General features: G+C 34.2%; 12 protein-coding genes. 7 read left to right on the top strand and 5 right to left on the bottom strand.

What is annotated here, in order from left to right:
* Nucleotides 1–161 precede the first annotated feature (161 nt).
* Entirely contained in the window at nt 162–1025 is an 864-nt protein-coding gene (locus P8V03_RS05410) for a CsxC family protein (protein ID WP_261672074.1), read from the bottom strand.
* Between the two features lie 313 nt (nt 1026–1338).
* Between P8V03_RS05410 and dapB the strand changes: the two genes are divergently transcribed.
* Both dapB and P8V03_RS05400 read left to right on the top strand, forming a co-directional pair.
* The gene (dapB, locus tag P8V03_RS05405) at nt 1339–2136 is read left to right on the top strand and encodes a 4-hydroxy-tetrahydrodipicolinate reductase (protein WP_261672075.1); all 798 of its coding nucleotides are present in this window, start codon (nt 1339–1341) and stop codon (nt 2134–2136) included.
* Nucleotides 2137–2152: 16 nt separating this feature from the next.
* Nucleotides 2153–2575: a hypothetical protein gene (locus P8V03_RS05400; protein ID WP_261672076.1), complete on the top strand. Its 423-nt coding sequence runs from the start codon at nt 2153–2155 to the stop codon at nt 2573–2575.
* Between the two features lie 156 nt (nt 2576–2731).
* On the opposite strand, the gene P8V03_RS05395 is transcribed toward P8V03_RS05400, so the two are convergent.
* The 4 genes from P8V03_RS05395 to P8V03_RS05380 all read right to left on the bottom strand — a co-directional run bounded on the left by P8V03_RS05395 (nt 2732) and on the right by P8V03_RS05380 (nt 6144).
* Nucleotides 2732–3526: an ABC transporter ATP-binding protein gene (locus P8V03_RS05395; protein WP_318797086.1), complete on the bottom strand. Its 795-nt coding sequence runs from the start codon at nt 3524–3526 to the stop codon at nt 2732–2734.
* Entirely contained in the window at nt 3489–4403 is a 915-nt protein-coding gene (locus tag P8V03_RS05390) for an ABC transporter permease (protein WP_318797084.1), read from the bottom strand. The genes P8V03_RS05395 and P8V03_RS05390 overlap by 38 nt, the downstream gene beginning before the upstream one ends.
* Nucleotides 4403–5413 (bottom strand): ABC transporter substrate-binding protein, encoded by a 1011-nt coding sequence (locus P8V03_RS05385; protein ID WP_318797083.1) that lies wholly within the window; start codon nt 5411–5413, stop codon nt 4403–4405. Before P8V03_RS05385 ends, P8V03_RS05390 begins: the two co-directional genes overlap by 1 nt.
* A 311-nt stretch (nt 5414–5724) precedes the next feature.
* Nucleotides 5725–6144 (bottom strand): HutP family protein, encoded by a 420-nt coding sequence (locus P8V03_RS05380; protein ID WP_261672080.1) that lies wholly within the window; start codon nt 6142–6144, stop codon nt 5725–5727.
* A gap of 195 nt (nt 6145–6339) precedes the next feature.
* On the opposite strand from P8V03_RS05380, the gene P8V03_RS05375 reads away from it, so the two are divergent.
* The 5 genes from P8V03_RS05375 to P8V03_RS05355 all read left to right on the top strand — a co-directional run bounded on the left by P8V03_RS05375 (nt 6340) and on the right by P8V03_RS05355 (nt 12365).
* On the top strand, nt 6340–6963 hold the full coding sequence (locus P8V03_RS05375; RefSeq protein ID WP_318797080.1) for an MtnX-like HAD-IB family phosphatase: 624 nt from the start codon (nt 6340–6342) through the stop codon (nt 6961–6963).
* A 329-nt stretch (nt 6964–7292) separates the two neighbouring features.
* Entirely contained in the window at nt 7293–8516 is a 1224-nt protein-coding gene (locus P8V03_RS05370; protein WP_346432501.1) for a DUF3798 domain-containing protein, read from the top strand.
* Between the two features lie 81 nt (nt 8517–8597).
* A complete protein-coding gene (locus tag P8V03_RS05365) occupies nt 8598–10220 on the top strand; it encodes a sugar ABC transporter ATP-binding protein (protein ID WP_318797078.1) in 1623 nt (540 codons plus the stop codon).
* Nucleotides 10217–11251, top strand: a complete 1035-nt coding sequence (locus P8V03_RS05360; protein ID WP_261672083.1) for an ABC transporter permease subunit — start codon at nt 10217–10219, stop codon at nt 11249–11251. The genes P8V03_RS05365 and P8V03_RS05360 overlap by 4 nt, the downstream gene beginning before the upstream one ends.
* A 4-nt stretch (nt 11252–11255) precedes the next feature.
* Nucleotides 11256–12365: an ABC transporter permease subunit gene (locus P8V03_RS05355; RefSeq protein ID WP_261672084.1), complete on the top strand. Its 1110-nt coding sequence runs from the start codon at nt 11256–11258 to the stop codon at nt 12363–12365.
* The last annotated feature ends 49 nt before the right edge of the window (nt 12366–12414 follow it).

Raw genomic sequence — 12414 nt, 5'->3', positions numbered from 1 at the left:
TTCTCTTCTAAAAATTTTAATATTTTTATGTGTCTATAAGCATATACTCTAAAAACAGACCCAAAACCCAAGTTCGTAGGAGTTGGGTCTGTATTTTACTAGCTAGCTTTTGTTACTAAATAATTTTAAATACATAAGCCTTAATGCTTATTAAAGGTAGATTAAAGCGCTGTAACTCTTACCTGCTGCTTTTGTAGTATTTTAATTCTTAGAGTTAGAAGCATTTTTTCCTGAATTTTTTGGAAAGTTTGTTCTGTAGGATCACAACAAATTGTTGGATTTAAGTGAATGTCACATTCATTAAAGGTAGCACTTACTAACTCACAGAAAACTGGTTCGTTAAAGACTTCAGTGCTGGTAAAGCATTGTTGACAGGAATCCTGTCCTAATGTTGCTTCCTGACAAGGATCACAGGTGTTAAATCTCTCTGAGTACTGTCCAATTTCTGTAGGTGGAGTATTTGGAATAAATATTGGTGGTCTTAAGCCTGTTAATGGGAAAGGAGGTGTTGCAGTAAAAGTGACAGAAGTTGTGCATTTGTAAGGTATTTTAACAGTAGTATGTCTTATTTTTCCGCTGGTTACGCTCTTACTAGAACATTCCTTAGTAGCGTATTCTATATTTTTTCTAACAAATCCTTCTATAAATAGTGTTCCAGTAATTGTATTAGTTCCAGGAATTCTGGTAAGCGTAGGAAGAAGGTGACATTGAGTTACATATGCATTCTTTTTAATACGTTTAATTTCATAGGCTTTTTCTTCAAGTTTAATAGTAGCCATAACAGGAATATCTACACTTATAAAAGCAAGTTCTACAGGTATTTTTCCTACAAAAGCCCCAGCAGGAATAACTGCAGGTGGTAGAGTGGAAGTTGGACATTGGCATTCTGTTTCAGCTTTTATAACCTTTGCATCACAGCATTGGTCATGGCAGTCGCAGTTATCGGAAAAAGATGAAGTAGTGCAGCTAGTTTCAGTGCACTTATTATTATCTTCATTTGATGTATAACATTTATCTCTAGACATATAGGTAACCTCCTTTTAATCTAAGGTGAATATGAAAGGTAGTTTTCGTTATTTCATATTCTAGTTTATAATATGCTGTTTCATGAAATATGCCACATAAGATAAAAGGTTTTTAAGGAAAATTATATATTTCATAATTGCATTTTAATTTTTGTTAAAACTTCAAGCGATGTGAACGGACATTTATACAATTTGTTATTGTAATGGTAAAACTGTGATATAATTTCTATATGGCAATAATTAAAATTAGATATATGTTATGTGCTGATTTTAATATTCCTATTGGTAAAAGTTTAAAAATGAGGTGATATAAATGAAGATTGTAGTAATGGGACCTAAGGGAAAGATGGGAAGGCTAATTACTAAATTAGCATCAGATATGGAGAATATCACCATTGTTGGTGCTGTAGCTCCCAGGGGAAGGGATTACATAGGAAAAGATGTAGGTTTTACAGCAGGTATAGGCAAGGAAGTAGGTTCACCGGTGGTAGACTCACTAGAAAGTATAATAGAAAATTGTGATGTAATAATAGACTATACTACTCCTAAGTGCTCAATGGAAACTATAGAAACTGCATTAAAGCATAAGAAAGCTGTTGTATGTGGAACCACTGGGTTTACAGAGGAGCAACTTAATAGAATAAAAGATATTTCCAAGTCTATTCCTATAGTTTTCGCTGCAAATACCTCTATGGTAGTAAATGTCATGTATAAGCTTCTAAAGACTGCAGCGGAAACCTTAGGACATATGTCAGACATAGAGATAATAGAAATGCATGATAGAAATAAGAAAGATGCCCCAAGTGGAACTTCAAAGGAGATGGGAGAGGTAATAGCAGAATCCTTAGGTAATAAGCTAAAGGACGTTGCTGTTTATGGCAGAGAAGGAGCTGGAGAGAGACAGGAAGGAACAATAGGTTATCATTCTGTGAGAGCAGGGGATATTTCAAGCAGTCATACTGTCATCTTTGGATTAATGGGAGAAAGATTGGAGATTACCCATCATGCACATAATTGGGAGTGTTTTGCAAATGGAGCTTGCAAGGCTGCCCTATTTCTAAAAGGAAAGGAACCAGGATTTTACACTGTAAAAGATGTTTTAGGATTATAGAAGGGGAAAAAGAAACATGAATGGAAAAATTAAAGTTCAGGTATACGGAATTGGAGAAGAAAGATTATCCAGTGGTTGTGGATGCCACGGGAAAAAAAAGGACTGTTCTAGTACATGTAAAAATAAAAAAAGCTCCTGCCATGGATGTGGTAGTAATTCAGAGGTGGAACATTCATGTTGCAAAGGCAGAAAGAGCAAAACTATATCAGAGGCTTATAAGGAATTAGAACAGTTTATTAATGAAAGTGATGTTAAAAATAGTACTCAATTAGAATTCATAGAATTAAACAAAGATAACTTAATTGAAGAAAAGATAAAAGAGATAATTAAAGACGGTTTTGAACCTCCAATTACTGTGGTTGATGGTATAATAAGATATTATGGAGGAATATCTAACATTTTTATTTATAAAGATATAAAAGAACTTTTAGAAGATTAAAGAATCTTAGGATTTTATTTATGAAAGTCTACGAGCAGAATTTAATGCAGCCTCTATCAAAAAAATAGAAAGAAAAAAATCCCTATGTTTAAAATTCGGAGGTAAACATAGGGACTTTTTCGACCTTAAAAAGAGAAAAAAGTATTATATAAATTTTTAAGAAAGAGCTAATCTGTCACTTATAAAGTCTTTTGAGTTTCCTTTAGCAAATAAATCTAGCAGCTTTTCTATTGTTAGGTTTTTCTTTTCTGCGCCTCTAATATCTAAGATAAGTTCACCTTGATGAAGCATTAGTAATCTATTACCTATATTTATTGCGTGGTTTAGGTTGTGAGTAACCATCAATGTTGTTATATTTTTTTTACATACAGTTTTAGTTGTTAACTCTACAATATTTTCAGAAGTTTTTGGATCTAAGGCTGCAGTATGTTCGTCAAGTAGAAGCAGTTTAGGATTGGATATTGTAGCTAAAAGCAAGGAAAGTGCTTGCCTTTGCCCTCCTGATAACAACCCTACTTTGGTATTTAAATTATTTTCGAGACCTAGAGAGAGCTCTGAAATATTTTCTTTAAAAAAGTCTAGATTTTTTCTATCGATTCCAGATGAAAAACCAAACTGTTTGCCCTTATTATAAGCCATTGATAAATTTTCTAATATAGTCATAGATGGAGAAGTTCCTAAAGAGGGATTCTGAAAAACTCTACCTATAAATTTAGTTCTTTTAAATTCAGGAAGTTTAGATAGTTCCCTTTTATCTAAAGTTATAGAGCCACTCTCCAAGGGCTCAGAACCAGATATTAGATTTAAAAGTGTAGATTTTCCAGCACCATTGCTACCTATTATTGTTACAAAATCTCCTTCATCTATATTAATAGAAAAGTTCTTAAAAGCAATTTTTTCATTTACAGTATTCTTATTGAAAACTTTTTGCAGATTTTTTATTTGTAACAATTACCGCACCTCCTCTAGTAAAGCTCTCTCTACCCTTAAAATTCAGGTGGAGTTTTTTGCTGTTGAGGGATAATGCAGCAATAACAATTATACAGGTTATAAGCTTTAAGTCTGTAGGAGGGAAGCCTAAATTTAGGGCAACACCTACACTGCCTTTATAAATTATCGAACCTACAATAGCAGCAGTAGTTCCTGCAATTATTGAAGTTCTTTGAAAAATACATTCTCCTAAGATTACAGAAGCAAGACCCATAACTATTATTCCAGTACCCATGCCAGCATCTGAAAATCTTTGATACTGGGCCATTATAGAACCTGATAGGGCTACTATTGCATTTGAAATCATTAGGCCTATAATTTTTATTCTTCCTATATCTACTCCAAGGGAGGTCACCATCTGAGGATTATCCCCTGTAGCCTTTAGAACAAAACCTAACTTTGTTTTTAGAAAGATATCCAAAGCTAATTTTGTTAATATAAGAATTACTACAGATATAGTTATCGGTGAAAGGCTAAAGGAGAAAATTGTTTTCTCAGAGAACAAGGGTATATTAGCCTTTTCCATTATTCTTAAATTTATAGAATACAAGCCTATCATAACTAGGATTCCAGAAAGTAGGTTTGTAATTTTCAATTTCACATGAAGTATACCTGTTACTCCTCCAGCAACTAAACCAGCGGTAAAAGCTAAAACTAATGTAAAAAGAGGGTTTATCCCTTTTACTAAAGCTGAGGCTGTTACTGCAGCTCCTAAGGCAAAGGTGCCGTCCACTGATAAGTCCGGGAAGTCTAGTATTTTATAGGTTATATAAACACCTATAGCCATTATTCCAAATATAAAGCCTTGCTCGAGAACGTTTATAATAAAGCCATTCACTATTTACCACCACCTACAACTAATTCTGCCCTAGACTTCAAGTTATTAGGTATAGTGATATTTAGCTTATTGGCAGTATCTTCGTTAATAACTAACTTTGTTTCCTTCAGAGTCTGAACAGATATATCTTGAGGTTTTTTTCCACTTAACACATCTGCTGCTATAATTCCTGTTTGAAAACCAAGTTTATAGTAATCAATACCCTCTGTAGCTAAAGCACCAGCATCAACATGAGCCTTTTCGCTGCCAATAATTGGTATTTTATTTTCTATGCATTTTGAGCTTATTAAAGCCATGGAAGATGCTATTAAGTTATCTGTTGGTGTATATAAAACATCAATTTTTGGAAGCAAAGAAGTAAGTGCTTGGGATATGTCATTAGAGCTAGTAACTCCTACAGTTACTAGCTGTAGGCCAGTTTTTGATGCCTGATCCTTTGCTTTGCTTACTTGAATTTCAGAATTTGCTTCACTAGTATTATATAGTATACCTACCTTTTTACAGTTAGGAATTAATTCTTTAATTAATGAAAATTGTTTATCCATAGGTAAAGCATCGCTAGTTCCAGTAACGTTTGTACCAGGTTTATCTAAGGATTTTACCAATCCTGACTTTACAGGGTCTGTTACAGCAGTAATTAAAATAGGTATATCCTTGGTGCTGTTATAAGCTGCTTGAGCAGCTGGAGTTGCAATTGCCAATATTAAATCCTTTTTACCTGAAACAAAATTATTTGCTATAGTTTGAGTTGTTGGGATATCTCCCTGGGCATTCTGGTATTCAACTTTAATTTTTTCACCATCTTTAAAACCTTTAGAACTTAAGCCCTCAAGAAAACCCTTACGAGTTGCATCTAAAGCAGGGTGTTCTACCAGTTGACTAATACCAACCTCAATAATTCCTGTGGAACTATTTGTACTACTAACAGCTTTAGAACTACATCCGTTTAAAATCGATGTACCTAAAAATAAAGTGCCAAATAGAACTGATAATAATTTTTTTTCTACCATACTACCATCCTCCTAAATATTAAGTTATAAAATAAAGGCACCTTTAAATATAAAGGCAGCCACATAAACTAAAATATATTCCTACCATACTACATAATTATAAATTTTAAAATTTTCTTAAAATTCTTATTGAAAATAATCATATATTATGTTCCAGATAAAGTCAACGTATTTACGATTTTTGGTAAAATTGTTTATTTTGAAGGTTAAATTTCTGATTTATAAAATAAAGACTTTATAATACTCAACTTAGAACTTCAATCTGCAACAAAAAATTAAACTTTTAAATTGTTATCTATTTAAATTATTATTTAGTAGATATCCGGAATTGAGCGATGGGCAAGACCTATTACTACTTCATTTAAGTGAAGCAATCCTATACTGAGAAATATACAAACACTTATATGTTCTCCTGACCTAGCTATCCCTATTTTGCCACCTACATTTAAGCCATTGGCTTTAGCCATGATTTGAGCGAGGGCTTCTTTGGTAGCACCAGCTACAGCACCATCATGAACATGACAATCCTTAGTTAATCCACTTCTTTTTGAAGCAACAAGAGCCCTTTCTATGATTTTTGTAGTGGAGTATGTAAAATCACCACCTATGTCTACAGCAGTAGTAAGGATACCCTTTTCCTTAAAAGCAGCCATAAGTTTTTCCTCTGTACTCCTTGATGATATAGCCATTTTAACAGAAGCTTTAGCTATATCTGTACTTTTATGATCCATTATATTACCTCCTAAATTATCAGAAAACTAATTTCTAGCTTAGTTTAACTATAGCATAATATATAATTAGAGTAAATTATGAAGAATTTGTATTTATATGTAAATAACTGTAGACATGGATATTTTGCTCTTGTATAATTAAACATTGGGAAATGTATATATTAAGATATTGTGAATACTTTGGAGGGAGAAAGGTTGAAAAAGGCTTTTGTTGTTGATTTTGATGGAACTATAACTAAAGAAGATGTTGGTTTTTCTATAGTAAGGACACTGGCAGAGAAAGGATGGAAGGAAATAGGCCAGCTTTGGTTAGATAAGAAAATTGGTACGGCAGAATGTGGTCAGAAACAATGGAATTTAATAAAACATGATGATGAATATATAAGAAACTTTGCAAGGAACTTTCAAATAAGCTCAGGCTTTGAGGAATTTTTAGAGGCAGTGCATAAAGAGGGATATAAAGTAGTTGTAGCTTCAGATGGATATGATGTATATATAAATGAAATATTAGATAAAAAGGAATTTGAGGACTTGGATATTTATTGTAATAAGGCAGTTTACAATAATGGTTGGAAGTTGTCCTTCTTAAATAAAGATCGAGAATGTAATTTATGTGGAAACTGCAAGAAATCATTAGTGGAAGAATTAAAAAATGATGATTATGAAGTTTACTACATAGGAGATGGCTACTCTGATAGGTGTGCTTGCATACATGCTGATGCAGTATTTGCCAAATCTCTTTTAAAAGAATATTGTGAAGAACAAAAAATACCTCATTACAAATTTGACACTTTTTTTGATATACTAAGATACATTTAGAGCTGCTTTGTAAAATAGACATTAGAAAATAAGAATGATAGATAGAGTTCGGTTTTGTACTCATTATCTCATTTTTAAAAAAGCACTACTAATACTATATATAACTATAGTATTAGTAGTGTTTTTTTATTATAGATCAGAAAATGTCTACAGTAAGAACCAGATAGGCTGTGAAATATAAAAGTAATCAGATAATTGTGGAATATAATATGAATTAATCAATATAAATATAATAGGAATTTGTATTTAGGGTTAATTGCCTATGATTAGTAATTGAAAAGTTAGCTTTTCAACCTAATATAAAAAGGAATTTTGAGGAGGGAAATGTTTTGAAAAAAGTACTAGCACTAGTTCTTACGGCAACAATGGCCTTAGGCTTGGCAGGGTGCGGAGGTTCAAATTCTACAAATAGTACAAGCTCTGATTCTAACAAATCCAAATTTCACATCGGTATAGTTACGGGTACAGTGGCACAATCTGAGGATGAATTAAGAGGTGCAGAGGCATTTATTAAGGAGTACGGTGATGTGGACAAAGGAGGAATAGTAAAACATGTAACTTATCCTGACAACTTTATGCAGGAACAGGAAACAACTATAGCTCAGATTGCAGGACTTGCGGATGATCCGGATATGAAGGCTATTGTGGTTAATCAATCTGTTCCAGGTACAGTTGCAGCTTTTAAGAAAATCAGAGAAAGACGACCGGACATACTTTTACTTGCAGGAGAACCACAGGAAGACACTAACATGATAGAAGCGGCTTCGGATTTAGTAGTAAACGCAGATAACGTAAACCGTGGTTACTTAATGATTCTCGCAGCAAAGAAAATGGGAGCTAAAACTTTTGTTCATATTTCATTCCCAAGACATATGAGTATCGAACTTTTATCCTTAAGAAAAACAATAATGGAAGAAGCTTGTAAGGATTTAGGATTAAAGTTCGCTTTTGAAACAGCTCCAGACCCAATGAGTGACGTTGGAATTCCAGGTGCACAGCAGTTTATACTTGAGAAAATGCCATCATGGGTACAAAAATATGGAAAAGACACAGCTTTCTTCTGCACAAATGATGCACAAACAGAACCTCTTTTAAAGAAAGTTGCTGAATTAGGAGCAATATTTGTAGAGCCGGATCTTCCATCTCCAATAATGGGATACCCAGGAGCTTTCGGAATTGATCTTAAAGCTGAGGCAGGAAATTGGCCTGCAATACTTAAAAAGGTTGAAAAAACTGTAATTGATAAAGGCGGCAGTGGAAGAATGGGAACTTGGGCTTATTCCTATAACTATACTAGCACCGAAGCACTTGCTGAGTTTGCAAAAAGGGTAATTGAAGGAAAGGCACAAAAAGATTCCTTTAAAGATTTAATGGCTTGCTATGAAAAGTTTACTCCTGGAACAGCGTGGAATGGTTCATATTATATAGATAGAGCCACCGGAACAGAAAAGAAGAATCACGTTATGTTGTACGAAGACACATATGTATTTGGAAAAGGCTATTTAGGCCAGACAAAGGAAGTAGTTCCTGATAAATATAAGAAGATAAAATAGTTGAAGGTATATTAGGAGCGGCCAATGAAAGGCCGTTTCCTAATATAAACAGATCACTTTGTATGATAAGAGGTGAAATAATTGTCAAATGAAAATATATTGTTAAAGGTTGAAGGTGTAGGTAAACAGTTTGAAGGTAACAGAGTACTAAAAGATATAAATTTCTCGCTGGAGAAAGGTAAAATACTAGCTTTAGTCGGTGAAAATGGAGCTGGGAAATCAACACTTATGAAAATACTTTTTGGTATGACTGTCATTGCAGAAACAGGAGGGTATGAAGGAGAAATATACTTAGATGGTGAAAAAATTAATTTTAAAAACCCTATTGAGGCCTTAAAGGCTGGGATTGGAATGGTGCACCAGGAGTTTTCACTTATACCGGGCTTTACAACAACAGAGAACATATTACTAAATATGGAAAAAACTAAATCTAATGTAATATCAAAAATATTTGGAAAAAGATTAGAAACTATTGATATAAAAGAAATGAGAAAGAGTGCTAAAAAAGCCATTGAAACATTAGGTGTCCAACTTGATCCAGATACTCTAGTTTCAGAAATGCCAGTAGGACATAAGCAGTTTATTGAAATTGCTAGAGAAATTGATAGAGAAAAGGTTAAATTGCTAATATTGGACGAGCCTACAGCTGTTTTAACGGAATCAGAGGCAGAAATACTTCTAAAGTCTATGAGAAGGCTTGCTGATCTTGGTGTTTCAATTATATTTATTTCACATAGATTGCATGAAATAACAGCAGTATGTGACACCCTTGTAGTACTAAGGGATGGCATAGTTGTAGTTGAAAGACCTGTTGAAGGAGTAAATGTAAGGCAGATTGCAGAATGGATGGTAGGAAGAGATGTTGACAATAGAAAAGATGAAGAGGTAAAAATTATAGATTCAACGGATAATAACAAGGATGTCATTCTAGAAGTAAAAAATCTTTGGGTTGATATGCCAGGAGAAATAGTAAAAAATGTATCTTTCGCCGTTAAAAGGGGAGAGATTTTTGGAATAGGTGGCTTAGCAGGACAAGGAAAACTGGGGATACCTAACGGAATAATGGGTTTGTTTCCTGCTGGTGGACAGGTTACTTTCAATAGTAAAGCATTACCGCTAAATTTAACCTTCAATGCATTAAAAAGTGGCCTAGCCTTTGTATCGGAGGATCGTAGAGGAGTAGGACTTTTGCTTGATGAACCTATTGACTGGAACATTGCTTTTAATGCGATGCAGGTTCAGGAGAAGTTTCTTAAGAGATTACTAGGAGGGTTAATTAAATGGCGAGATGAAAAAGCGATGAAGGAATGTGCCCAAAAGTATATCCAGTCTCTAGAAATAAAATGTACAAGCGAGAAACAATATACTAGGCAGCTTTCAGGAGGGAATCAGCAGAAGGTATGTCTTGCAAAGGCCTTTGCACTTGAACCAAGTCTTCTATTTGTATCTGAGCCTACCAGAGGTATAGATGTTGGTGCTAAAAAGCTAGTTCTTGACGCATTAAGAAGATATAATGCTGAAAATAATACTACAATTATAATGGTTTCATCTGAATTAGAAGAGCTAAAGTCTATATGCAATAGAATTGCTATTATAAGTGAGGGGAAGGTAGCAGGCATTCTGCCTCCTAATGCTGAAGCAGCAGAGTTTGGACTGCTTATGTCTGGTGGATATCATTTAATGGAGGAAGGTGAAAGGCAGTGAATAAGGCTAGAGATTTTATAAAGAATTTTGGATGGCCTCGTATTATTATAGGATTATTTTTAGTATCCCTATTTATTGCAGCACCGTTTTTTGGTGTCCGAGAAGATATGTCATTAAATGATGTTATAGTCCGTTTTGGGATGAATGCAGTTCTTGTTCTAGCTATGGTACCGATGATACAATCTGGCTGTGGTTTAAATTTTGGAAGTCCAGTTGGATTGGTTGCTGGACTTTTAGGAGCTGTAATGAGTCTAGAATTTAACCTTACAGGCATTACCGGAATATTAGTAGCCTTTGGAATTGCAATAATCGTAGCTGTAATATTAGGGTACGGATATGGTAAGCTTTTAAATAAAGTAAAAGGTGACGAAATGATTATTGCTACATATGTAGGGTATTCCTTTGTATTTTTTATGAATATGTTATGGATAGCACTTCCTTTTAAGAATCCTGCAAGTGTTCAAGGGTTTAAGGGAGAGGGACTTCGTGTAACAATAAGCGTCGAGAATTATTGGTTTCATCAGATTAGCGACTTTTTAAAAATAAAAATAACAAACGATTTTATTGTTCCAACAGGAATGATATTATTCTTTATTTTCATGAGTATATTGGTATGGGGATTCTTTAAAACTAAAATAGGAACTGCAATAACAGCAGTTGGTTCTAATCCTGAATTTGCAAGGGCTTCAGGAATAGATGTAGATAAGATGAGAACGGTGTCTGTTGTCCTTTCAACGGTACTTTCAGCTATAGGAATGATAGTTTATCAGCAGAGCTTCGGTTTTATCCAAATGTACAATGCTCCACTAGCTTTTGCATTTCCATCAGTAGCAGCTATACTTCTTGGCGGAGCTTCTGTAAATAAAGCTACTATTACAAATGTGGTTATTGGAACTATCCTGTTCCAAGGTATAGTTACAATGACACCTTCAGTTATAAATAGCGCAATCAGCATAGACGTTTCTGAAATCATAAGAATTATTGTATCAAACGGGATGATAGTATATGCCCTTACTAGGAAAGGGAGGTAGGAATATGAAGGTTGATAATCGATGGATGAAAAAGTTTTTAACGGGCAGTGCCGTACCAATTCTATTTTTACTAATCAGTGCAGTAGCAATACCTATTTCTCAGTTTTCTGGACTATACCTAGTTAGAGAGATTACAACTAGACTTGCAAGAAACTCCTTACTTGTATTATCTCTTTTATTACCGGTAATGGCAGGTATGGGTATTAACTTTGGAATGGTTTTAGGTGCAATGGCTGGACAGATAGGCTTAATATTCATAACTGACTGGGGAATTAAAGGGGTAGCGGGGCTTTTCTTGGCAATGGTAGTAGGCACTCCTATTGCAATACTCTTGGGATACTTTGGAGGTGCTGTTTTAAATAGAGCAAAGGGCCGTGAAATGATTACTTCAATGATGTTAGGCTTTTTTATAGCAGGAATATATCAATTTTTCCTTTTATATTTGTGTGGATCTATAATACCTGTGAAAAGTCCTACTCTGCTTCTCTCAAGAGGCTATGGTATTAGAAATGCCATAAACTTAGATGTAGCAGGTGGATTCGATAAATTACTGATGGTTAATATAGGAGGAGTACCTTTACCTATAGGAACCTTCTTAATAATTGCTTTCATATGTGTATTTACAGTATGGTTCAGAAAGACTAAGCTTGGACAGGAAATGAGGGCTGTAGGTCAGGAAATGACAGTATCGGAAACTGCAGGAATAAAGGTAGAAAAAACTCGTATACAATCCATTATAATCTCTACTGTTCTTGCTTGTTATGGACAGGTAATATATCTACAAAATATTGGGACGTTAAATACTTATAATGGAGCAGATCAAGCAGCATTATTTGCCGCTGCAGCACTTCTAGTAGGGGGAGCTACAGTAAGTAAAGCGTCTATACCAAATGCCATTATTGGTACAGGGTTGTTTCATTTAATGTTTGTAGTTATGCCTATGGCTGGTAAAAATTTGACAGGTCAAGCTATGATAGGGGAATACTTCAGAATGTTTGTATCTTATGGAGTTGTTACCTTAGCATTGGTACTTCATGCATGGAAGAGACAAAAGGATAAAGAAATGGATAGAGCTTACCTGAGAGCAGGAAATAGCGGAAATGCAGCAAAGTAGTCTTAATCATGTAGATTTTGTAGGGAATAAATATTAAAAGCCTGATTCT

The sequence above is a fragment of the Clostridium tanneri genome, assembly GCF_033659955.1.
GTDB lineage: Bacteria > Bacillota > Clostridia > Clostridiales > Clostridiaceae > Clostridium_AM > Clostridium_AM tanneri.
Note: the sequence above shows the minus strand (reverse complement) of the source record. Positions and strands in the feature narration are given on the sequence as shown.

Bases quoted from the DNA above. Each gene is read 5' to 3' on its own strand.
- P8V03_RS05410 (WP_261672074.1), bottom strand. From the start codon at position 1,025: ATGTCTAGAGATAAATGTTATACATCAAATGAAGATAATAATAAGTGC.
- dapB (WP_261672075.1), top strand. From the start codon at position 1,339: ATGAAGATTGTAGTAATGGGACCTAAGGGAAAGATGGGAAGGCTAATT.
- P8V03_RS05400 (WP_261672076.1), top strand. From the start codon at position 2,153: ATGAATGGAAAAATTAAAGTTCAGGTATACGGAATTGGAGAAGAAAGA.
- P8V03_RS05385 (WP_318797083.1), bottom strand. From the start codon at position 5,413: ATGGTAGAAAAAAAATTATTATCAGTTCTATTTGGCACTTTATTTTTA.
- P8V03_RS05380 (WP_261672080.1), bottom strand. From the start codon at position 6,144: ATGGATCATAAAAGTACAGATATAGCTAAAGCTTCTGTTAAAATGGCT.
- P8V03_RS05355 (WP_261672084.1), top strand. From the start codon at position 11,256: ATGAAGGTTGATAATCGATGGATGAAAAAGTTTTTAACGGGCAGTGCC.